The organism is Bradyrhizobium liaoningense (assembly GCF_018130785.1).
Taxonomy (GTDB): Bacteria; Pseudomonadota; Alphaproteobacteria; order Rhizobiales; family Xanthobacteraceae; genus Bradyrhizobium; species Bradyrhizobium liaoningense_A.
Genome location: NZ_JAFCJT010000001.1, coordinates 167,757 through 188,832 on the forward strand (window position 1 = coordinate 167,757; position 21,076 = coordinate 188,832).

The 21,076-nt window shown below is 64.4% G+C and carries 20 protein-coding genes; 10 read left to right on the plus strand and 10 right to left on the minus strand.

What is annotated here, in order from left to right; all coding sequences use genetic code 11:
* The first annotated feature begins 17 nt into the window (after window positions 1-17).
* Window positions 18-1,229, plus strand: a complete 1,212-nt coding sequence (locus JQ627_RS00750) for an acyl-CoA dehydrogenase family protein (RefSeq protein WP_212482259.1) — start codon at window positions 18-20, stop codon at window positions 1,227-1,229.
* A gap of 659 nt (window positions 1,230-1,888) precedes the next feature.
* Here the strand turns inward: JQ627_RS00750 and JQ627_RS00755 are convergent.
* From JQ627_RS00755 to JQ627_RS00770, 4 genes are read right to left on the minus strand one after another with little or no spacing between them, the layout of a single operon-like run.
* Window positions 1,889-2,755, minus strand: coding sequence for an HlyD family secretion protein (locus JQ627_RS00755; RefSeq protein ID WP_212482260.1), 867 nt, complete (start codon window positions 2,753-2,755; stop codon window positions 1,889-1,891).
* A complete protein-coding gene (locus tag JQ627_RS00760; protein ID WP_014496057.1) occupies window positions 2,752-2,958 on the minus strand; it encodes a DUF1656 domain-containing protein in 207 nt (68 codons plus the stop codon). Before JQ627_RS00760 ends, JQ627_RS00755 begins: the two co-directional genes overlap by 4 nt.
* Window positions 2,955-5,006: an FUSC family protein gene (locus JQ627_RS00765; protein ID WP_212482261.1), complete on the minus strand. Its 2,052-nt coding sequence runs from the start codon at window positions 5,004-5,006 to the stop codon at window positions 2,955-2,957. Before JQ627_RS00765 ends, JQ627_RS00760 begins: the two co-directional genes overlap by 4 nt.
* A gap of 1 nt (window position 5,007) precedes the next feature.
* Complete coding sequence (locus tag JQ627_RS00770) at window positions 5,008-5,481, minus strand: MarR family winged helix-turn-helix transcriptional regulator (RefSeq protein WP_212482262.1); 474 nt, start codon at window positions 5,479-5,481, stop codon at window positions 5,008-5,010.
* A gap of 93 nt (window positions 5,482-5,574) precedes the next feature.
* Between JQ627_RS00770 and JQ627_RS00775 the strand changes: the two genes are divergently transcribed.
* Window positions 5,575-6,801, plus strand: a complete 1,227-nt coding sequence (locus tag JQ627_RS00775) for an MFS transporter (protein ID WP_212482263.1) — start codon at window positions 5,575-5,577, stop codon at window positions 6,799-6,801.
* Window positions 6,802-6,872: 71 nt separating this feature from the next.
* Here JQ627_RS00775 and JQ627_RS00780 read toward each other — a convergent pair whose 3' ends face one another.
* On the minus strand, window positions 6,873-7,781 hold the full coding sequence (locus tag JQ627_RS00780; RefSeq protein ID WP_212482264.1) for an amino acid ABC transporter substrate-binding protein: 909 nt from the start codon (window positions 7,779-7,781) through the stop codon (window positions 6,873-6,875).
* A 353-nt stretch (window positions 7,782-8,134) separates the two neighbouring features.
* Between JQ627_RS00780 and JQ627_RS00785 the strand changes: the two genes are divergently transcribed.
* From JQ627_RS00785 to JQ627_RS00805, 5 genes are read left to right on the plus strand one after another with little or no spacing between them, the layout of a single operon-like run.
* A complete protein-coding gene (locus JQ627_RS00785; protein WP_312015720.1) occupies window positions 8,135-8,929 on the plus strand; it encodes an ATP-binding cassette domain-containing protein in 795 nt (264 codons plus the stop codon).
* A complete protein-coding gene (locus JQ627_RS00790; protein WP_212482266.1) occupies window positions 8,926-9,669 on the plus strand; it encodes an ABC transporter ATP-binding protein in 744 nt (247 codons plus the stop codon). The genes JQ627_RS00785 and JQ627_RS00790 overlap by 4 nt, the downstream gene beginning before the upstream one ends.
* The gene (locus JQ627_RS00795) at window positions 9,666-10,520 is read left to right on the plus strand and encodes a branched-chain amino acid ABC transporter permease (RefSeq protein WP_212482267.1); all 855 of its coding nucleotides are present in this window, start codon (window positions 9,666-9,668) and stop codon (window positions 10,518-10,520) included. The genes JQ627_RS00790 and JQ627_RS00795 overlap by 4 nt, the downstream gene beginning before the upstream one ends.
* Entirely contained in the window at window positions 10,517-11,494 is a 978-nt protein-coding gene (locus JQ627_RS00800) for a branched-chain amino acid ABC transporter permease (protein ID WP_212482268.1), read from the plus strand. The genes JQ627_RS00795 and JQ627_RS00800 overlap by 4 nt, the downstream gene beginning before the upstream one ends.
* Window positions 11,495-11,514: 20 nt before the next feature.
* A complete protein-coding gene (locus JQ627_RS00805) occupies window positions 11,515-12,654 on the plus strand; it encodes an ABC transporter substrate-binding protein (protein WP_212482269.1) in 1,140 nt (379 codons plus the stop codon).
* Between the two features lie 65 nt (window positions 12,655-12,719).
* On the opposite strand, the gene JQ627_RS00810 is transcribed toward JQ627_RS00805, so the two are convergent.
* The 4 genes from JQ627_RS00810 to JQ627_RS00825 are packed head-to-tail and all read right to left on the minus strand — an operon-like array spanning window position 12,720 to window position 16,883.
* Window positions 12,720-14,159 (minus strand): amidohydrolase family protein, encoded by a 1,440-nt coding sequence (locus tag JQ627_RS00810; RefSeq protein ID WP_212482270.1) that lies wholly within the window; start codon window positions 14,157-14,159, stop codon window positions 12,720-12,722.
* A 16-nt stretch (window positions 14,160-14,175) separates the two neighbouring features.
* Window positions 14,176-15,201 (minus strand): ABC transporter substrate-binding protein, encoded by a 1,026-nt coding sequence (locus tag JQ627_RS00815; RefSeq protein WP_212482271.1) that lies wholly within the window; start codon window positions 15,199-15,201, stop codon window positions 14,176-14,178.
* A gap of 39 nt (window positions 15,202-15,240) precedes the next feature.
* A complete protein-coding gene (locus JQ627_RS00820) occupies window positions 15,241-16,017 on the minus strand; it encodes an ABC transporter permease (protein WP_212483125.1) in 777 nt (258 codons plus the stop codon).
* A complete protein-coding gene (locus JQ627_RS00825; RefSeq protein WP_212482272.1) occupies window positions 16,017-16,883 on the minus strand; it encodes an ABC transporter ATP-binding protein in 867 nt (288 codons plus the stop codon). Before JQ627_RS00825 ends, JQ627_RS00820 begins: the two co-directional genes overlap by 1 nt.
* 192 nt (window positions 16,884-17,075) lie before the next feature.
* On the opposite strand from JQ627_RS00825, the gene JQ627_RS00830 reads away from it, so the two are divergent.
* The gene (locus tag JQ627_RS00830; RefSeq protein ID WP_212482273.1) at window positions 17,076-17,834 is read left to right on the plus strand and encodes a GntR family transcriptional regulator; all 759 of its coding nucleotides are present in this window, start codon (window positions 17,076-17,078) and stop codon (window positions 17,832-17,834) included.
* Here the strand turns inward: JQ627_RS00830 and JQ627_RS00835 are convergent.
* The gene (locus JQ627_RS00835; protein ID WP_212482274.1) at window positions 17,831-18,247 is read right to left on the minus strand and encodes a nuclear transport factor 2 family protein; all 417 of its coding nucleotides are present in this window, start codon (window positions 18,245-18,247) and stop codon (window positions 17,831-17,833) included. The genes JQ627_RS00830 and JQ627_RS00835 overlap by 4 nt on opposite strands.
* Before the next feature lie 148 nt (window positions 18,248-18,395).
* Here JQ627_RS00835 and JQ627_RS00840 point away from each other — a divergent pair, with 148 nt between their 5' ends.
* Window positions 18,396-19,649: an amidohydrolase family protein gene (locus tag JQ627_RS00840; protein ID WP_212482275.1), complete on the plus strand. Its 1,254-nt coding sequence runs from the start codon at window positions 18,396-18,398 to the stop codon at window positions 19,647-19,649.
* A 73-nt stretch (window positions 19,650-19,722) separates the two neighbouring features.
* Entirely contained in the window at window positions 19,723-20,928 is a 1,206-nt protein-coding gene (locus JQ627_RS00845; protein ID WP_212482276.1) for an amidohydrolase family protein, read from the plus strand.
* Window positions 20,929-21,076 lie beyond the last annotated feature (148 nt).

Below are 21,076 nucleotides of genomic sequence, written 5' to 3' on the forward strand. Positions count from 1 at the left end.
GATCAAGGAGACCAGAGATGCTCTACCCAATGTCGCCCAAAGTCGTCGAGCTCAAGCGCAAGCTCGAAAGTTTCATGGACCGGCACATCTATCCGAACGAGGAGCGCTTCTATCGCGAGGCCGAAGAGCTTGGGCCGTGGAAGGTCTATCCCGTCGTGGAGGAGCTGAAGCCGCTGGCGCGCGCCGAAGGTCTCTGGAACCTGTTCCTGCCGGAGTCCGGCCACGGCGCGGGTCTCACCAATCTCGAATATGCTCCGCTCTGCGAAGTCATGGGCCGCTCGCATCTGGCGCCTGAAGTGTTCAACTGCTCGGCGCCCGACACCGGCAATATGGAGGTGCTGGAGCGCTATGGCACGGACAAGGACAAGGAGCGCTGGCTGAAGCCGCTGCTCGCAGGCGAAATCCGCTCCTGCTTCGCCATGACCGAGCCGGCGGTGGCCTCGTCGGACGCCACCAACATCGAAAGCTCGATCGTGCGCGACGGCGACCATTACGTCATCAACGGGCGCAAATGGTACACCACCAACGCGACCGACCCGCGCTGCAAGATCTGCATCTTCATGGGCAAGACCGACCCTGACAATGCCGACCGCCACAAGCAGCAATCCATGATCCTGGTGCCGATGGACACGCCGGGCATCGAGGTGAAACGTCCCCTCCCCGTGTTCGGCTTCTACGGCGTGCCCGACCGCGCGTCCGAAGTCGTCTTCACCAATGTGCGTGTGCCCAGGGAGAACATGCTGCTGGGCGAAGGCCGCGGCTTCGAGATCGCACAGGGCCGCCTCGGTCCCGGCCGTATCCATCACTGCATGCGGCTGATTGGATTAGCCGAACGCACGCTGGAAAAGATGTGCCGCCGCGTGCGCAGCCGCGTGGCCTTCGGCAAGCCGGTTTCGGAGCAGACCGTGACGCAGGAGCGCATTGCGGAATCCCGCATCATGATCGAGCAGGCCCGGCTGCTGACGCTCAACGCCGCCTACGCGATGGACACGGTCGGCAACAAGGTCGCGAAGGCCGAGATCGCGATGATCAAGGTCGCCGTGCCCAACATGGCCTGCCAGATCATCGACTGGGCCATCCAGGCCCATGGCGGCGGCGGCACGTCGAATGATTTCGGTCTGACGCAAGCCTACGCGACCGCCCGCCTGCTGCGTCTCGCCGACGGTCCGGACGAGGTCCACCGGAATCAGATCGCGCGGTTCGAGCTGAAGAAATATTCGAATGCCTAGGGAGCGTTGGCTCGTCGGTACCGGAGCCAACGCATTGGGATCGGCGTCTAATCGACGTTTGGCGGCTCCTGGATGGATGCCGACACGTTCTGATTCGAAATCGCTTCGAGCATGGCTCCGAAAATGATGATCGGCAGATAGAATGCAAGCATGATCGTATTCCTCCTGCTGTGACAACCTTGGCCTGCAGGGCCAGGTTCCTCAAATTGACGCGCGCCCGCCTCGGAACATTTTCGCCGCTTATCTAGCTACCGACGAAAACAAGTCGCAGCGAGTATCAGGAACGCATCGCGTCAATCGCATGGGCGATCAGAACGACTGCGCTCGCGGCAATGAGAAACACAAAGAACCAGCTCATGTCCGCCTCCGATCCCGGAAGTGAACGCGCTGATCCGTGCACAGTCAAAAACCATCGGTCCGGAACCGCTATTCAACGGCTGGCTGATGCTTCGTTGCAACATGTACATCCGCTGTCGGCTCTATCGGCAGAATGCCAAAAGGAGCAACGCGCCAACAACGCAGGCTGCTAGGACTAAAAACCAAACGCCCATCCAGTCCCCCGACTCACACACGCGAGTCAGGATTAGCCCTGCGATTTGGCATTGAAACGCCTACTGCCGGTTTTCCCCAGGCCAAGCGTGATCCATGCGCTCGCTGCGTTAGTCCAATACCTCTACCGTCGCAGAGCGGCCGGCGACGAGCGACATGGTGTCGGGGACATTGTCCAGCGCGATGCGCACGGGGACACGCTGGGCGAGCCGCACCCAGCTGAAGGTCGGGTTGACATTGGCAAGCAGGTTCGCACCCTCGGCGCGGTCGCGGTCCTCGATGCCGGCGGCGATGCTCTCGACATGGCCCGACAGCGTGACCGTCTCGCCCATCAGGCGGACCCGCACCTTGTCGCCGGTGCGGATGCGCGCGAGCTTTGTCTCTTCGAAATAGCCCTCCACATGCAACGTGTCGGTGTCGACCAGCGCCATCACGCCCTTGCCGGCCGTGACGTAGGCGCCAGGACGCAGATCCATGTTGGTGATGACACCGTTCACGGAGGCGTGGACCTCGCTGCGATCGAGGTTGAGCTGGGCGACCGCGCGGTCGGCGACGGCCTGATCGAACGCCGCCTTGGCCTGGAGCTGGGTGGCCAACACCTGCTCCTGCTTCTGCTGCGACACCGCGTCGGTCGTCAGCGTGCTGTAGCGCTTCAAATCGGAATTGGCCTGGTCGAGCGTGGCCTGATGACCCGCCACCGATGCATCGGCTTGCCGCAAGGCCAGCGCGAAACGTTCGCGATCAATCCGGAACAGCACATCGCCGCGATGGACTTTCTGGTTGTCCTTGACCAGCACCTCCGTGACGAATCCGGAGACGTCAGGCGCGACCTGCACCACGTCGGCGCGGACGCGGCCGTCGCGGGTCCAGGGCTGCTCCATGTAGTAGACCCAAAGCTCGCGGCCGACCGCGAGCGCCGCGACGACGGCGAGAACGGTCAGCGCAAGGCGGCCCAACCAGGCGAAATTCCCCTTCATGGCAAAAACTCCGAGAGATAGACGACGCCGCCGAGAAGACAGACGAAAATCGCGAAATCGAACAGCGCGCGGTGCCAGACCAGCCGGTAGAGATCGAAGCGTTGCATGAGGCGCCGCAGCACCGCACTCAGCGCATAGGCGACGATGATCCACAGCAGCAACGCCGGCACCAGCACGCCATAGATGTCGATTACGTATCTCATGCGGCAACACTCTCGCCTGTACGCGGCCGGTAGGCCGGTGCGTCCGGGAACAGGCCGCGGCGTATGCCGACGAGGCCGATCAGGGCGTCCTCGCGCGCCTTTTCGTTGGGATCCCTTACCGCCCGGCCCAGCGCCCGATCGACGCTGGTCAACAGCTCGGTCGGCATTCCTCCACCGGCGTAGCCGCGGCAAGCGATGGCGAGCTGATCAAGCATGTCGTCGATGACGGCAATGGTGGTTGCCGCAAGCCCATAGCGCGCGCGGCGCAGGTCGATGATATTGATCCCGATTCGAAGCTGGGCGAGGCTGTCGGTATCGCGGCGATCGCTCTCGGAGAGGAAGGCGATGCGCTGCACCAGCAGCCCGAGCCGATGCAGCATGAGGCCGGCAAACTCCGCCCGATCGCCCTTGCCGCGGCGCTCGGCAGCGACCGCGAGCGTCTTCCAGCTCGACAGCACCAGGCGATTGGCGATCCACTCCGCGCCCACGCCGCGCGCGATCCGCGTTACGAGCTCGGCGATGACGACGCCGACGAAGAAGGCGACCGCGGAATTGGCGTAGGATGCGAAATCCGCGCTGTAGGTCGATTGCAGCGCCAGCAGCGTTGCGGTGTTGGCCGCGAGCGCCATGCCGGTGCCCGCGGTTGCCGGCCGTGCGATCAGGAAACCGTAGAGCAGGAAGGTCGGCGCAAGCGCCACGACCAGGACCTCGAGATGCGAGATCGCAGGCACCAGTGCGAACAGATAGATCGCGACGACGACGATGGCGACCAGCGACCACAAGCCAAAGCTGCGAATGAAACGTGCGGGCTCATCCTGCGCGGCAAAGAAGGAACACGCGACCGCCGCCATCATCGGCGCAGAGGCGCCATCCGGCCAGCCGGTCCCGATCCAGAACGCGCAGCAGATCAGGATGGCCGCGGCCGCGCCGGCCGCCGACCACAAGGCAAGGCCGCGGTCGCGATGGCGTACCGGCGCGGCGCCGGCCTCGGACTGGAAGGCCAGATCGAGCGTCGAAACATTGCGGCTCTCGGCGATGGCCTCGCTAAGCACGCGGCAGTCGCACGAGAGGTCGACCAGCTCGCGCACCCGCAACAGCAGGCTCGTGGTGATGATCCGCTCCCACGAGGCGCTGTCATCGAGCACCGCCTGCCGCTCTGCGATCGCAGCGCGGATCCGCTCGGCCGGTTGCCGCGCGCCGACGTCGCTCGCAATCCATTGCGCAAGATCCTCCAGCAGCCGCTTCAGTTCGGGCTGCCGGCGCAGCGCCTCCTCCCCCAGCGCAGCCAGCCGATCCTCCAGCGAGGCGATCACCGGCAAGAGCATCAGCATGCGCAGCCGGATCTCGCTGAGGCCGTTCACCGCGTTGCGATCGGTCAGCCGGTCATACGCAAGATGGGTGGAAAGCGTGTCGATCTCGACGATGTCGGTCGCAAGCTTGAGCCGCCTGCCGCGGCGCGTTTCACTCGTTCCCTGACGAAGCAGCACCGCCTGGCTCAGGCGCTGCGCATCGGACAGCCAGGCGTCGACGCGATTGGCAACGGCTGGCGCGACGCTGCGGGGAAAGACGATGGTGGAGACGAGGCTCGCGCAGATGATGCCGAGGGAAATCTCCTCTACCCGCGCAACGGCGGTATCGAAGATGGAGCCGGGCTCGGAGACCGAGGGAAACCCGATCAGCGCGACCGTGTATCCCGCCAGCATGAAGATGTAGCTGCGCGGCGTGCCATCCAGCAGCGACAGATAAAGGCAGAGCCCGACCCAGAGCGCGATGGCAAGGCACAGCAGCTCCGGTGCATCGACCAGGTTCGGCACCAGCGCCACCGTCATGGTCGCGCCGACCAGCGTGCCCAGCACGCGGAAGAACGCCTTCGAGCTGGTTGCGCCCGCCAGCGGCTGCGAGGTGATGTAGACGGTCGCCATCGCCCAATAGGGCCGCGGCAGGTCCATGGCGAGTGCGATGACGAGCGCGAGCATCGACGCGGCGAACGTCTTCAAAGCAAAAATGAGGTCCGCGTGGCGGACCAGGAACGGCTCTTGCGCACGCATGCTATTTCGGCTCTGGACCGGTCTTGGTATCCTGCAGGCGACCGGCGCGCTGCTCGATGCGCTGAAGGGTCTCGAAGGTTATCGCAAGTTCCTCGGGCCCGATATCCTTGAGCAGGCTTGCCCGGACGCGCCGCAAGATCCGGTTGGTCTCCTCGACCTTGGCCTCGCCCGCTTTGGTCAGATGTAGCGTTTTGGCACGGCGGTCGCTCGGATCCTCGCGGCGTTCAACGAGCCCCTCGGCCTGGAGCAGATCGATCAACCGGACCAGCGACGGCCCCTCGATGCCGAGTTCGTCGGCGAGGACGCCCTGCCGCACGTTCTCGCCCTGCCGCGACAGCACCAGCAGCGGGATTGCGGTCGCATAGGACAGGCCGTGATCGGACAGCGCCTGATCGGACTCGCGGCGCCAGATCCGGCCAAGGCGCGCGATGAGCCGTCCAATCTCGGCGTGGATGAAGCCTTGCGAGGGAGCCATGCAAATTAGATAGGACACGAACTATTAGGCTGCAACTATATTAATCCGACGGATCGAGGCCAATCACGCAAATGCGAACGAGGACGACGTTGGATGGGACTGGGTTCCGCCACTGAGGCGCGGGAGGCAATCGTAGGCGACAGCGCGTTGACGCTGGTCCCGACCTTCGTCGTCGTCGCCGTAGATGCCACGGGCATGGGGATCATCCTGCCCCTGCTGCCCTTCTACTCGCAGCGGCTCGGCGCCACACCGTTCCTGATCGGCGCACTGATCTCGGTCTATGCCGTCTGTCAGCTCATCGCCGGCCCTGTGGTCGGCATCCTCTCGGATCGCTATGGCCGGCGGAAGGTTCTGGTCGTCAGCCAGATCGGGACCCTGATCGGCTTCGTCCTGCTCGCCTTGGCGGGCAATCTGACGCTGGTGTTTCTGGCACGCATCATCGATGGCCTTACATCAGGCAACATCTCGGTCGCGCACGCCTATGCCGCAGAGCACAGTGCGCCTGCAACCCGCAAGCAGGCGCTCGGCATGACCAGCGGCGCAATCGGGACCGGGCTGTTGCTCGGACCTGCGCTGTCGAGCTTCCTCGTCCATTACGGCCAGACCGCGCCAGTGTGGGCCGCGGCCGCACTCTCGCTGATCAGCATTTTCGCGACCATCGCCCTGCTCCCGCCGGATCACCCGGCCTCCGAGCCGCTCTACCACCACCGCGTGCCCGAGCCGACGCTGACCCTCAGCCTGCTCGGCATGCGTTACGCCTGGCGGCTGCTCGGCCTGCTCATCGTGTTCTTCTTCGTCAACTCGATGTTCCTGTCGCAGATCGGCCTGTTCCTCTCGGCGCGGTTCTCATGGGACGGGCATCCCTTCGGCGCGCGCGAACTCGGCTGGATGTTCGCCTATGCCGGCTTCATCAACATGGTGGTGCAGGGCCTCTTGATCACCCGCGCGAACCTGATCGCCTCCGACCGCAGCATCGTGATGGCGGCGTTCGCCTGTATGGGGCTCGGATTTGCGGGGCTGGCGGCCGGCAGCAGTGTCAGCCTGCTCGCGATCTACCTGACCCTGATCATCATCGGCACCATGTTCGCGCGCAGCACGCTGACGGCGGAGCTGTCGCGCTCGACCGCCATCAACCGCCAGGGCATGATCATGGGCCTTAACCAGTCGCTGATGTCGGGCGCGAATATCACCGCACCGCTTCTGAGCGGCGCGCTGATCGGTCATCGGATGTTCGTCTCGTGGGCGCTTGCGATGGCCGCGATCGCGGCGATCGGCGCGGCGCTGGCGGGCCAGTTGCTGGACACGCCGCGGACGCGGTAGAGCATGATCCGGAAAAGTGCGAAGCGGTTTTCCGAAAAGATCATGCTCCAATAAAGCCTAAAGCCCGCGTTTCACTTCACGAGATACACGTCCGGATCGGCGCTCGAGCTCGGGTTCTTGAAAGCGTTGCGCAGGGCCGGCGACATCGGGACGTTGTAGTTGATGCCGTTCGGCGGCGTCGGCGATTCCAGCCACTTCCGATAGAGCACCTCGATCTCCGGGCTTGCGTAGAGCTCTGCGGTGGCGCGATCGGCCAGCGCCTTGAACGGCGCATCCTCCCGCCGCAGCATGATTCCGAACGGCTCGGCCTTCGCGAACGTCTCGTCACTGATCATGAACAGGGCCGGCTCCTTCGAGCGCGCAATGGCGACCGCGAGCTGGACATCGTCGAGCGCGTAGGCCTGGGCGCGATCGGTCTCGAGCAGCAGGAACGCCTCGGCCTGATCCACCGCCGGCATGATCCTGATGCCGAGATTGCGCTCGGTATTGACCTTGGCGAGCTGGTTCAGGTTGACCGAGCCCGCGACCGCCGTGACGGCCTTGCCCTTGAGATCGTCGATGGTGTTGATCTTGGAAGCCTTCTTGGCGGCAAAGCGCGTCGCGCTGAGGAAGTGCGTGTTGGTAAAGGCGACCTGCTTCTGCCGGTCGGCATTGTTGGTGGTCGCCGAGCAGTGCAGGTCGAGCGTGCCATTGACCATCAGCGGGATGCGGTTCGACGAGGTCACGGCGACATAGTCGACGGCGATATCGGGCGTGGCGAGCTGCTTCTTCACGGCGTCGACGATCTTCAGGCAAATGTCCATGGCAAGGCCGACCGGCTTCTGGTTGCCGTCGAGATAGCTGAACGGGACCGACGCTTCCTGATAGCCCAGCGTGATCTTCCTGGTCTCCTTGATCTTCTGGAGCGTGCCCGAGAGATCTTCGGCAGACGCGGCCCCCGCAAGACAGGTGACGGCCAGGAGAATGGTGGGAAGACGCATCGGGGGCTCCTTAAGGGGATCATCGGCCGCGCCGGCGCGCAGGCCGCGCAGGTGTAGCCCAAGGGCACGGCGATCGCCAGACGAGGTTCCGCCTATCAGCTATCGCGGATTTATATGTATCGATGCGGGAGCAGGCAGCGCGCCGCGTCGTCAGGGTTGAGCGCGTTGCGGCGCAGGTGCGTCTAGGCGGACAACCAGTCAGCACAAGTTTTCATGGTGGGCGCGCAATACCTTGAGTCTCGCGAGGCCGCCCTTCCCTGCGATTTGATTCCGCATCGATTGCCGTGCGCTGCCTCGCCAAAAAGGACCGGTTGCCGTAAGCGCGGCCGGGACAACAAGGAATGGATGGCCGGGTGGCAGGTTCCGGGGAAACGCGTCGCGGCGCGAGCGAGGTGCTGCGCGTCGAAGGGCTGACCGTGCAGTATGGCGCGCTCGTCGCCCTGCGCGACGTGAGCTGGTCAGTCCATAACGACGAGATCCTTGGCATCATCGGCCCGAACGGCGCGGGAAAAAGCAGCTGCTTTGCCGCCGTCACCAATGCCGTCACCCATCGCGGCCGCACATTCCTCGACAAGGCCGACGTCTCGGCGCTCCGGACGTTCGACCTCGCCGGCCGCGGCCTGCGCCGCACCTTTCAGCAGAACTCGTTCTTCGGCGAGCTGACCGTCCTGCAGAACGCGGTGTCGGCCATCTTCCGCGATTTCTCGACCGATCTCGCCACATCCCTGTTCGCGCCCTGGCGCGAGGCCACCACGCGCCGCGCAGCCGAACTGGCCGCCGCACAACTGCTCGACTTCTTCGGCATCGCCCGACAGTACTACGACCAGCTTCCCGGCGACATTCCCTACGGCGTGCAGCGCCTGCTCTCGGTTGCACTCGCCTATGGCACCGGCGCAAAGGTGCTCCTGCTCGATGAACCCGCGGCCGGCCTCAGCGGCGGCGACATGAAGAAGCTCGCCGACGTCCTGATTGGCCTGCGCAAGCGTAACCTCGCCCTCGTCGTCATCGAGCACCACATGGACCTCATCATGTCGATTGCCGATCGCATCGTCATGATCGACCAGGGTGCGACGCTGGCGACGGGAACGCCTGTTGACATCCAACGCGATCCCCGCGTGCGCGAAGCCTATCTGGGACGCGACGAATGAGCGGCGTACTCCAGAGCGACGGTCTCTCGGTCCGCTACGCAGGCAATGTCGCGGTGTCAGGCGTCAATATCGGCGTGCCCGCGGGGCGAATGGTCGGCCTCGTCGGCGCCAACGGCGCCGGCAAGACCACGTTGGTCAATGCGCTCGCCGGCTGGTCCCGTGGCCGCGCCGCGGTCACCGGCAGCGTCCAGCTCGAAGGACGCAGCATCGAGAAACTCGCCGCGCACGAGCGGGTGGCACGCGGCCTTACGCTGGTGCCGGAGGGCAAGAACATCTTTGCGGAGCTGACCGTCGACGAGAACCTCGCGCTTGTGCGCCCGCCCGCGGACGCCACCGGGCGGCACCTCTTCACCATCCCCGAGGTCTTCGAGTTCTTTCCGCGCCTCGCCGAGCGCCGTTCGAACAAGGGCGCAGCACTCTCCGGCGGCGAACGGCAGATGCTCGCGGTCGGACGCGCCTTGCTCGCCGGCCCGCGCGTACTGATGCTGGACGAGCCTTCCGCGGGCCTCGCGCCCCGGCTGATCACCGACCTGCTCTCTCGCATCCGCCTCCTGGTCGATCGCGGCCTGCCGGTGCTGCTGGTCGAGCAGAACGTAAAGGCGGCGCTAAAGGTGGTCGATCACCTCTACCTGCTCGAACGCGGCAAGATCGTCGGCGAAGGTCCTGCCGACGTCATGGCCGCGGACCATCGCATCATCGAGGCCTATCTCGGCACCATCGCCGATGGAACGCCGGCATGAATATCGCGCAGCAGGTCATCAACGGCATCGTGCTCGGCTCCGGTTATGCCTGCATCGCGCTGGGCTGGACCATTTTGCTCGGCGTCGCACGACTGGTGAATTTCGCCCATGGCCAACTCTACATGCTCGGCGCCTTTGTCTCCTGGTACGCCATCACCAAACTGGGCCTGCCCTACCCGCTCGCCATTCTGATGGCGATCATCGTGCTCGGCGTCATCGGCCTACTGATGCAGAGCGCGATGATGCGCCTGGTCATGACGCAAAACCTCACCAGCCTAATGATCGTGACGCTTGGCCTCGGCTACGTCCTGCAGGGCGGCAGTGCGCTGATCTTCGGCGGCAATCCGCAGACGCTGCCCGGAACATTGGCGCGCGCCAAGATCGACATCGGTCCGCTCTGGTTCACCTGGCAGGACGTGCTGGTGTTGGTCGTAACCCTTCTTCTTTATGGCGCAGTCTGGCTGTTCACGCAGCGAACCCGCTTCGGCTCGGTCATCCGCGCCGTTGCCGAGGACCCGAAGCTCGCAGAGCTGTTCGGGATCAACGCAAAGCTCGTCTATCTCGGCGTCTTCGTGTTCGAATGCTCCGCGGTCGCGCTGGGGGCGGCGCTGGTGGCGCCCCGCTCGCCGATCCTGACCAGCATGGGTTTCAATGAGGTCATCATGACCTTTGTCGTGGTCGTGCTCGGCGGCATCGGCTCGATCGGCGGCGCGCTCGCAGCCGGACTCGGGCTCGGCCTGTTCACCGCTTTCTTCGGCGCGTTCGTCGCGCCGGCCTATACGACGGCGGCGGCCTTTGCGCTGTTGCTGGCGCTGCTCGTGATCCGTCCCGCAGGGCTTGCAACCAAATGACCGCGATCGAATCCCCGCAGCCCGCCTCGATCCCGCTCCTGCGCCTCGCCGCGGTCGCGGCCTTCATCGTGATGGGCTTCCTCCTGCCGCGCTTGCTCGGCGGTACCTCGGTCGCCTATTCCACGCTGACCACGATCGCGATCTTCGCGGTGATGTGCTACGGCGCCGACATCGTGCTGTCTTATCTCGGCGAGGTCAGCCTCGGCCACACCGTGTTCTGGGCCATCGGCGGCTATGCGGCCGCGAACCTCTCGGTCAAATACGGCCTGAACGGCTGGGCGACGGCGGCCGCAACGATCGCGCTGTGCCTCGCGGCCGCGACCTTCCTCGGCGCCGTCACCTTGCGGACCCGCGAGTTCGTGTTTTCCCTCGTGACCTATGCGGCCGCCGTGGTCGCTTACGAGATCGCGTTCAACTGGGACGCCGTCGGTGGATCCGACGGCGTCGTCGGCATTCCGCCGCTGAAGCTCCCATTGCTCCTGACCAACTTCTCCGGCGCTATGCAGGAAGATCTCTGGCCGATCGCCTTCGCGCTGCTGCTGCTCACCCTAGCCTTCATCGCGCGCTTCCGCCGCTCGCGGCTGGGCACCACCGCGCTGATGGTGCAGATGAACCCCGCGCTGGCCGCAAGCCTCGGCGTCGATCCGCGCCGGATCAGGCTCGCCGTGTTCGTGATCTCGGCACCGATCACCGGCCTTGCCGGCTGGCTTTACGCCTATCAGCGCGCCTATGTCGGCCCCGACATGTTCGAGTCCTACTTCCTCGTCATGATGCTCACCGCGATCGTGCTGGTCGGGCGCCGTATCCTGCTCGGCCCCTTGATCGGCACCGCCCTCCTGATTGCCCAGCAGAACTTGCTGTCGCTCGGCGGCGACTGGAACAAGATCGTATTGGGATCGGTGCTGGCGCTCGTCCTGATCTTCTGGCCCGCCGGGCTCGTGGGCCTCTACCGCCGTATCACCAAGAAGACGTAGAACGCATTGGGAGGAAGCGCATGCACAAGACGAAACTGGCTCTCGCGCTATTATTGGGTCTCGCATCTGTGCCTGCCGTGGCGCAGGACATCAAGGTCGGCACCATCTTTCCGCTCAGCGGCGGCGCCGGCCCTGATGGCCAGACCGTGACCAACGCCGTCAAGCTGATGGTCCAACAGATCAACGACAAGGGCGGCCTGCTCGGCCGCAAGCTGACGGTGATCTCCAAGGATGACGAGAGCACGCCCGCGGTCGGCGTCAGCCGCGCCAACGAGATGGTTGCCGAGAAGGCGGACGTCGTCATCGAAGGCTGGAACTCACCGGTCACGTTGGCGATGCAGCCGATTCTTGCCCGCGGCAACATTCTCGACTTCACCGCGGTCTCGAAGTCGGATCTGATCCTCAGCGGCGAGACGAACCCTTACGCGATGCGCATCAACAGCTCGAACGGCTTCGATGCGGAAGTCATCGCAAAATACGTCGCCCAGACGATGAAGGCGAAGAAAGTCGCCTTCCTCACCCAGAACGACGTCTATGGCAACGGCTTTCAGACCGCCGTCGAGGCCGAATTCAAGAAGATGAACTTTTCGGGCGAAGTCATCATGACCGAAAAGTTCGCGTTCAAGGACACCGATTTCCGCGTCCAGCTGACCAATATCAAGGGTGCCAATCCAGACGCCGTCATCGTCACTAGTTCGTCGAATTCCTCAGGCCTTCCCGCGCTGGTCGACCAGTATCGCCAGGCCGGCATAAAATCCACCTTCGTCGGCGCCGTCGGCATCATGCTGAGCACCGTGTACAAGGTCGCCGGCGAAGCCAACAACGGCGTGATATCGGCCGACATCTTTTTCCCCGACCTGCCGCCGTTCACGACGCAGCCAGAAAGCGTAGCGTTCGTCGCGGCCTACAAGAAGGCCTACGGCGTTGATCCGGACAAGAGCGCCGCGCTCGGCGCCGCCGCCGTGCAGGTGTGGGCGCAGGCGGTCGAACAGACCAAGTCGCTCGATCGCAAGACCGTGGCAGAGGCGATCCGCGGCAAGCCCGTCAAGGGCACCGTGTTCGGCGACGTCCAGTTCCTGCCGAATGGCCAGATGCAGCCTCGCTATGTCGTTTTCGAGGTGGTCGACGGCAAGAGCACCAAGCTCAAGGCATTGCAGTAACGACGGCATTCGTGCCACTGGAAGCGCTCGCCCGATCGTCAGGCGGGCGTTTTCCTGGTCGCCTCCTACTCGCAAGTGAGCTGCTGCTCGAACCAACCGGAGACGCGCTCCGATAGGGGCGGCCACATGTGCTGAAAACTTCCGAGCTTGCCGACATTGGCGCGGTAGATCGCCCGCAACTCCTGCTCGATGGCCGGCAGATCAACACCCACACAGATCCCGTCCCGCGCGATCGTCCTGCCGGCCACGACGACCTCCCTCACCAGCGAGGCATTGCCACGCGTGAACAGCAACGCCATGGGATCGACCGGCATGATCCTGTCGCGGTCGAGCCGATCCAGATCGATCACGACGTAATCGGCGGGGTTGCCGGCGAAGAACTCGCCGCTTCCGGGCGCACCGGTCGCGCGACGCCCGTTGCGAATGGCGAGCGCGAACATCTCGGCCGGCGTCCATGTCGCCTTGAAGCCGAGGCCGCCATGGACCATCTGCACCAGCCGCATCTCGCGCAGGATGTCGTCGTCCTCGTCCAGCGCCAGCCCGTCAACGCCGACGGCGATGGCGCAGCCGCACTGATGCGCGGCGGCGATCGGGGCGAGGCCCGAGCGCAGATGCATGTTCGAGCTGAAATTGGTGACGATGCGCGCCCCCGAAGCCGCGATCATCTCCAGCTCATCCGGGCGCGCGTGAATGCAATGCGCCAGCGTCAACCGCTCTGAGAGGAAGCCGATATCGCGCAGCCAGCGCACCATGTCCGGAAAATTCCGGTCGGCCCAGGCGCGCTGGTACACGGTTTCCAGCAGATGCATGTGGATGCGGCGGCCGGTCCGCGCCGAGTTGTCGGCGATCGCCTCCAGCAACGGCTTCGAGCACCATTGCACACCGGCGGGCCCGAGCTGCACGTCGACCATCGGGCCGGAGATGGCGGCGGCAATCGCATCGGTCAGCTCGATATACGCCTTGGGCGAGATCGGCGCGCGGACGAAGAGGTCTTCGATCGTCTTGCGCTCATCGCCGGAGAGGCCCGAGAGCACGGGCTCGGCATCGCCATAGACGATCGGATTTTGATCACGCACGGCAAGCGCAAAGGCGATGCGGATGCCGACGTCGGATGCGGCCCTGGCAATCGCCTTGGCCTCGTCCAGCAGCGGCATCGTCCCGCTCGGGCGGGTGTAGTGCACCATCATGGCCGCGCAGCCGGCCTTGGCCGAACGGGCCAGTGCCGACGCCGCGGTCAGATAGGGATCGACGGGCGTGCCGAGCGCGGTCCGCAGGATCCAGCTTTCCAGGGGAATACCGACCGCGCCGAAGGACGACGCGGTGGCGCGGGCGTGGTCATGCGCGTTGACGAAGGCCGGAATGACGAAGGAGCGCGGGCCGCGGGCAGGTTCCGCTCCTTCCGAGATGCCGGTGATCACACCACCGTCGTGCCGCAGGACGACGTTATGACTGATGCCGAGATCAGGGCCACGGAACAGGCTGGTTGCCGATATCTCCGTGGCCATGATCGTCTCTCCGGGTTTAGTTGGCAGTATACACCAGCTCCCGCTCCGCGCGCGGCGGCAGGAACTCGCGCGAGAACACCTCTGCCGGAGTCGGCGCGCGGGTGAGCTGGTAGCCCTCAACCACGATGCCGATGGCGCGCGTCATGCGGTCGTCCTTGATGTCGCCGATACCGATCTCCTTCATCTCCGGCGAGACGATGAGCTTGTCGAAGGAATATTGCAGCCGGCGCTTCTCAACGGTGACGTCGATCAGATTGTCGTAGTTCAGCGCCGCCTTCATGCCGGCGTTCTGGTCCTTGGCCACCGCGATCGCGCCCTTGTTGATGGCACGCACGAGGCCGGCGACCGCCTTCGGGTTGGCCGCGATCAGCTTTTTCGAGACCATCACGCCGTTAGAGTAGAGGTCGAGGCCGTATTCACCGAACGAGAACCATTTGAAATCCTTGTCCGGATCCTGACGGTTGAGCACGAGGTTAAAGTAGCTGGTGATGTTGAAGACCAGGGCCGCGTCGATGTCACCCTTGATCAGCATCGGCTCCTGGAGGTTCGGTGCCATGTTGGAGATCTTGATCTTCTCGCCGTCGAGCCCGTTCTTGCGCGTGAACACCGGCAACAGGCGCGTCGTCGGTGTGCCCTGCGCGCCGCCGAGCGTATGGCCTTCAAAGTCCTTGATGGTGTTGATGCCGCTGGTCTTCTTGGCGACGATCGCGAAGGGCGGCTGGTTCCACATCATGTAGACCATGACCGGCGCTTCCTGCGGCTTGGTCGAGGCGTTCTGGATGATGGCGTTGACGTCGCCGAAGCCGGCGTCATAGGCTCCGGACATGACGCGGGTGACGGTCGCGCCGGACCCCTCGCCCTGGTCGATCACGACGTTGAGGCCCTCTTCTTTGAAATAGCCGTTGTCCTTTGCGTAGAAGAACGCGGCGTCGCTGCCCTGCGTCTTCCAGCCCAGCGTGAACTTGATCGTGGTTTCCTCGGCCGCAGCAGCGCCCGCGGACAGGGCCAATCCCAGCAGCGCGACAGTTACTCTTCTCAACATCGAGACCTCCTCAGCTTCGTTGCGTGACGGTTCGGAAATTCAAGTGGCGATGACGTCGTTCTTGCGCGTGGCCCAGCCGGTGACACGGCCTTCGATCAGCGAGAACAGGACGTAGAGCGCGACGCCGAGGCCCGCGAGCACGAACAGGCCCGCGAACACCAGCGGCACATTGAAATTGGAGGACGCGGTCATCATGACGTTGCCGATGCCGCGGTTGGAGGCGACCGTCTCCGACAGCACCGCGCCGACGAAGGCGTAGGAGATCGCGACCTTCAGCGAGGCGAAGAAGAACGGCATCGTCCTGGGCAGACCGACATTCCAGAGGATGTCGAACTTGCTGGCGCCGAGCGCCTTCAACACGTCCTCGAGCTCGGGCTCGGTGGTCGCAAGACCTGTCGCGATATTGACCACGATCGGAAAGAAGCAGATCGACAGCGCGGTCAGCACCGCCGGCACCGTGCCGGAGCCGAACCACAGCACGAAGATCGGCACCACCGCGACCTTGGGGATCGAGGAGAAGCCGATCAGCAGCGGATAGCAGGTGTCGTAGGCCGTCTTGGACACGCCGATGATCGCGCCGAGGGCGACACCGAGCGCGACGCCGAGCACAAAGCCGAACATCGTGGTCGCAAGCGTCTGCACGATATGCGGCCACAGCACCGGAAAGCGCTGAAACAGGGTCACGAACACCTGCGAGGGCCGCGGCAGCACCAGGTCGGACATACCTGTCATCAGGCAGAACAGCTCCCAGGCGACGAAGAACAGCACGATCAGCCCGGCCGACCACGCCTTCTGCCTGATATCGATCCCGAACATCATGAGGCTGTCCCTTGCTGGGCTGAGCTACGCGCATCCTCGATGAAGGCGCGCAGCTTCTGGTTCAACGCGACGAAATCCGGCTCGAAGGTCATGGCCACGGTTCGCGGCCGCGCGAACGCGACGCGGCTGTCGTCGAGAATGCGGCCGGGACGCGCGCTCATCACGCAAATGCGGCTCGCAAGGAAACCGGCCTCGCGAAGGTCGTGCGTCACCAGCAGCACCGTCGGCTTGTGCGTCATCCAGAGATTCTGGAGGATTGCCCACAGCTCCTCGCGGGTGAACTGGTCGAGCGCGCCGAAGGGCTCGTCCAGCAGCAGCATGCGCGGCTCGTGGATCAGCGCACGGCAGAGATTGGCACGCTGAAGCATGCCGCCCGAGAGCTGCCAGGGATAGCGGCTGCCAAACCCTTTAAGGCCGACCTGCTCCAGCAGCGCGTTGGCCTTGTCGCGAAATTCGGTCTTGCGCAGCCGGCGAAAATTGGACCGGAACGGCTCGACGATCTTCAACGGCAGCATGATGTTCCGCTCGATCGTCATCCACGGCAGCATGGTCGGGTTCTGGAAGGCCATGCCGACGCGCAGCGCCCGCGCAGCGACTTCGCGGCCGCCGACGATGACGACGCCGCTGGTCGGCTGCATCAGCCCGCTGACGAGACGCAGGATGGTCGATTTGCCGCATCCGGACGGGCCAACCAGTGCGACAAACTCGCCGTCGGCGATCCGCAAGCTGGTCTTCGACAGAGCGGGCACGGCGCGATCGCCGCGCCCGAAGGTCACGGAGGCCTCGGACAGCTCGATGGCGACAGGGCCGGAGCCTTCGGGAACAGGCTGGCCGTCAAATTGGGCATTGGGTTGTATGCGCATCACAGAAAAAGTGCATGCAAGCTGGATGCCAGCCATCAGACCACCGAAAATCAACGGCCTAGCCGAATGATCCAGCAAACGGCCGGATTCGATTTAGGCACTTCCAAGGTGAAACTGCATGCAATTGGAGCGCTGGTTTGGCGCAGGGCTGTGCTAAAGAGAGCTTTCGACCCGACCCTCAAGGATTCGCCGATGGCGGCGCGCCCCACCAGCAAGACTTCTGAATCGTCAGACAAGGTCAGCGTGATCTGCCGCGCGCTGCGGCGCGCCATCATCGAGCAGGCGCTGGAGCCCGGCGCAAAGCTGCCGGAGGATTCGCTTGGTGAGCGCTTTGGCGTCAGCCGCACCATTGCGCGCCACGCGCTGGGGCAGCTTGCTGCCGAGGGCCTCGTCGAGCTCCGCCGCAACCGGATCGCGGTGGTGGCGACGCCGAGCTGGCAGGAGGCGCGCGATGCCTTTGACATCCGCATCGAGCTCGAGCGTCTGGTCGTCCGCCAGCTCGCGGGCAAGCTAACCAAGGCCCAGATCGCCGAGCTGAACTCCCATGTCGACGCCGAGGACGGCGCGCGCGGCGGTGCGGACGCGGTCTCGATCCGGCTCGCCACCGAATTCCACATCCTGCTCGCGCAGATGACGAACAGTCCGATCCTGGTGCGCTATGTCAGCGAGGTCGCCTATCGCTGCTGCCTGACGCTATCGCTCTACAGCCGGCCGCATTCCACCGAATGCGCGATCAACGAGCACCGCGCGATCATTTCGGCGCTGGCCAAGGGCGACGAGCGCAAGGTGATGGAATTGATGCATCATCACCTCGATTCCGTGGCCAATCGTGCATTGGTGGCCCCCACCCCGCAACGTGGCCGCGACCTGCTCGATATCCTTGCGCCCTATGCCGACGACGTCGCGAGCGATCGCGTCGTCAAGCTGCCCAAGGTCGCGCGAAGGGGTTAAGCCTCGATCCCGCGCTGGACCAAAATCCGCTCGGCGCTGTCGTTCCAGACGTCCATCTTCACGATCTGCCCACCCCGCACGACGAAGCGATCGACGTAGCGATTGCCCTCGAACGGCGTGCCGTCCATCCACTCGCCATAGAGCGTACCGACACTGTAGACGACGGTCTCGTCCGTGCCCGGACAGACGTCGAACCGGTCCATCGTCTTCTTGACCCAGCGATAGCGCTTGGCGTTGAAGCCGGTCGGCCCGCGCGGGTGATCGAACTCGCGCCCGCCGGTAAACGTGATCACGGTACCCGGCTTCATATAGGCCGCAGCCGCATCGGGATCGGGTATCATCGACGCCGTGAGATAGGCCTCCACGATCTCTGCGTCGGTCATCGGGCGTTCGGCTTTTGCGGGGACAGACATGGCGGGCTCTCCGAGGTGCCGGCATCCTACAATTCATACCACAAAGTGCATGCACATTTTTTGAACAATTTGGTGGCATAACTGCACACAATCTGGAGCTGCCAGCTTCCAAAGCTTCCGCTAGGCTACCACAGCTGAATCCGACGCCATGATCGCCCAACCCGCCTTCGACCTGATCTTCCGCAACACGCTGTTGCGATCATCCGCCGCACCCGTCGATATCGGCGTGAAGGGCGGCCGCATCGCCGCGATCGAGCCCAAGCTAACGAGCGAAAAGCTTGCCTGCGAGGCCGTCGAGGTCGATGTCGGCGGGCGCCTCGCGCTACCCGGGTTCGTCGACACCCACATCCATCTCGACAAGGCCTGCCTGCTCGACCGCTGCGGGCACAATCACGGCAGCGTCTCGGACGCGATCCGCGCCGTGGCCGGGATGAAGAAGGACTTTACGGCCGAGGACGTCTACGCGCGCGGCGCAAAAGTGCTCGAACGCGCCATCGTGCACGGCACGACGCGCATGCGCACCCATGTCGAGATCGACCCGCGGATCGGCCTCCGCGGCTTCGAGGCGGTCAAGACGCTGAAGCGCGACCATGCCTGGGCGATCGACCTGTCGCTCTGTGTCTTCCCGCAGGAAGGCCTGACCAACGACCCCGGCAGCGAGGAACTCCTGATCCAGGCGCTGCGCGACGGCGGCGAAGCGATCGGCGGCTGTCCCTACATGGACACCGACCCGGACGCCCATCTCGAACGCATCTTCGATCTCGCGCAGGAATTCGACGTCGACGTCGACCTCCATCTCGATTTCGACCTCGACCCCTCCTGGTGGCATCTCGACGAAGTCTGCCGGCAGACCGAGCGGCGCAACTACGGGGGACGCGTCGCCATCGGCCACGCTACTAAACTCTCGGCGCTGCCGCCGGAGCGGATGAAAGCCGCTGCCGCGCAACTGGCAAAATCAGGCGTTGCCGTCACCGTGCTGCCGGCAACCGATCTTTATCTGCTGGGCCGCGAAGCCACCCACAACGTGCCGCGCGGGCTGACACCCGCGCACAAGCTCGCCGGCGACGGCGTGCTGTGCTCGGTCGCAACCAACAACGTGCTCAATCCGTTCACGCCGTTCGGCGACGCCTCCTTGCTGCGGATGGCGAACCTCTATGCCAACGTCGCGCACGCCTCGATCAGCGACTTCGATACCTGCCTCGATCTCGTGACCGAACTGCCGGCGCGGCTGATGAACCTTGGCGATTATGGCATCAAGGTCGGCAACCCCGCCGATCTCGTCGTGCTCGAAACCCAAGACAGCCGCTTCGCCATCGCCGAGCTGCCGGATATCGTGATGGGCTTCAAGAGCGGCCGCCAGACGTTTGAGCGGCAGCGGCCCAACTTGTTCAGGCCCGGCTGACCGGCTTTCCGCGCCTTGCGCCCTACCTGCAGCTTGCGCGATGATCATCGCAATCGACCAACGGAGGAACCGGATGGCCTTCGACACGATCTTCCTGAACGCGCGCTTCGACGGCGGAGCCCGGCATCACATCGCCGTCGAGGACGGCCGCATCGCCGCGATCACGCCCGTCGATGAGCGTCCCGCAGCGAACGAGACCATAGACCTCAGCAACGCCCTCGTCGTTCCCGGCTTCGTCGAAGGCCACATCCATCTCGACACCAGCTTCTATGGCGACGCCTGGTGCCCGCACAAACCATGCACCAACGGATTCGACGTGCATGAACGCGTGACGTTTCAGGCCCAGAACATGGCCGCGGCCGCGCCGATGGATGTGCGCGCACGCAATCAGCTCGATCTCTGCATCGGCCACGGTACCACACAGATGCGCAGCCACGTCATGGTCGACGGCTCAGTCGGCCTGAAATCGCTCGAGACGATCTTGCGCGTGCGCGAGGAATACAAGGGCCTGATCGACATCCAGCTCGTCGCCTTTCCCCAGAGCGGCATCTTGTCGAGCCCGGGCACGCCGCAATTGCTGGACGAGGCCATCGGGCTCGGCGCCGACCTCATCGGCGGGCTCGATCCCGCAAGCTTCGATCGCGACGTCGAGAAGCACCTCGACGTGGTGTTCGGTGTGGCCGGCAAGCACGGCGTCGATGTCGACATCCATCTGCATGACATGGGCACGCTGGGCGCGTTCGAAATCGAGCAGATCGCAGCGCGCACGCGCGCGCTCGGCATGGAGGGACACGTTGCCGTCAGCCATGCCTACGGGCTCGGCGATATCTCGATGGATCAGCTCAAGAGGATCGCCGATATCCTCGCCCGTTCCGGCGTCGCGATCATGACCAATGCGCCGGGCGCCCGGCCCTTCCCGCCCATCCTCGCCCTGCGTCATGCCGGCGTCACCGTCTTCAGCGGCAATGACAACATCCGCGATTCCTGGTGGCCCTATGGCGACGGCGACATGCTGCGCCGGGCCACGACTCTCGGCTATCGCTCGGGCTTCAACATCGACGAAGAACTGCGTGTCGCCTTCGATATCGTCACCGTATCGGGCGCCAGGGCGTTGCGGCTCGAAGGCTACGGCCTGGACGTCGGCGCCAAAGCCGATCTCGTGACGCTGCACGCGGAACATGTTCCCGAGGCCGTCGTCGCCGTGCCGCAGGCGCGCTCCGTCTATAAGGAAGGCAGGCTTGTCGCATCGAACGGTAGGATCGTGGGGAAGCGCGGCTGATTGCCAGGGCGACATCCGTTCCATTTTACCGTTGACTGCTCCGACATTCCGAATCCGGTAGATTTCCGGATAGTAGATTCGCTCGGATTTCCCGATAGGTGGGCGCATTGCAAATCCCGCGGTGCCGGTCATGGAGGGCCTGCACTGA

Bases quoted from the DNA above. Each gene is read 5' to 3' on its own strand.
- JQ627_RS00750 (WP_212482259.1), top strand. From the start codon at position 18: ATGCTCTACCCAATGTCGCCCAAAGTCGTCGAGCTCAAGCGCAAGCTC.
- JQ627_RS00755 (WP_212482260.1), bottom strand. From the start codon at position 2,755: ATGAAGGGGAATTTCGCCTGGTTGGGCCGCCTTGCGCTGACCGTTCTC.
- JQ627_RS00760 (WP_014496057.1), bottom strand. From the start codon at position 2,958: ATGAGATACGTAATCGACATCTATGGCGTGCTGGTGCCGGCGTTGCTG.
- JQ627_RS00765 (WP_212482261.1), bottom strand. From the start codon at position 5,006: ATGCGTGCGCAAGAGCCGTTCCTGGTCCGCCACGCGGACCTCATTTTT.
- JQ627_RS00770 (WP_212482262.1), bottom strand. From the start codon at position 5,481: ATGGCTCCCTCGCAAGGCTTCATCCACGCCGAGATTGGACGGCTCATC.
- JQ627_RS00775 (WP_212482263.1), top strand. From the start codon at position 5,575: ATGGGACTGGGTTCCGCCACTGAGGCGCGGGAGGCAATCGTAGGCGAC.
- JQ627_RS00780 (WP_212482264.1), bottom strand. From the start codon at position 7,781: ATGCGTCTTCCCACCATTCTCCTGGCCGTCACCTGTCTTGCGGGGGCC.
- JQ627_RS00790 (WP_212482266.1), top strand. From the start codon at position 8,926: ATGAGCGGCGTACTCCAGAGCGACGGTCTCTCGGTCCGCTACGCAGGC.
- JQ627_RS00795 (WP_212482267.1), top strand. From the start codon at position 9,666: ATGAATATCGCGCAGCAGGTCATCAACGGCATCGTGCTCGGCTCCGGT.
- JQ627_RS00800 (WP_212482268.1), top strand. From the start codon at position 10,517: ATGACCGCGATCGAATCCCCGCAGCCCGCCTCGATCCCGCTCCTGCGC.
- JQ627_RS00805 (WP_212482269.1), top strand. From the start codon at position 11,515: ATGCACAAGACGAAACTGGCTCTCGCGCTATTATTGGGTCTCGCATCT.
- JQ627_RS00810 (WP_212482270.1), bottom strand. From the start codon at position 14,159: ATGGCCACGGAGATATCGGCAACCAGCCTGTTCCGTGGCCCTGATCTC.
- JQ627_RS00815 (WP_212482271.1), bottom strand. From the start codon at position 15,201: ATGTTGAGAAGAGTAACTGTCGCGCTGCTGGGATTGGCCCTGTCCGCG.
- JQ627_RS00820 (WP_212483125.1), bottom strand. From the start codon at position 16,017: ATGTTCGGGATCGATATCAGGCAGAAGGCGTGGTCGGCCGGGCTGATC.
- JQ627_RS00825 (WP_212482272.1), bottom strand. From the start codon at position 16,883: ATGCGCATACAACCCAATGCCCAATTTGACGGCCAGCCTGTTCCCGAA.
- JQ627_RS00830 (WP_212482273.1), top strand. From the start codon at position 17,076: ATGGCGGCGCGCCCCACCAGCAAGACTTCTGAATCGTCAGACAAGGTC.
- JQ627_RS00835 (WP_212482274.1), bottom strand. From the start codon at position 18,247: ATGTCTGTCCCCGCAAAAGCCGAACGCCCGATGACCGACGCAGAGATC.
- JQ627_RS00840 (WP_212482275.1), top strand. From the start codon at position 18,396: ATGATCGCCCAACCCGCCTTCGACCTGATCTTCCGCAACACGCTGTTG.
- JQ627_RS00845 (WP_212482276.1), top strand. From the start codon at position 19,723: ATGGCCTTCGACACGATCTTCCTGAACGCGCGCTTCGACGGCGGAGCC.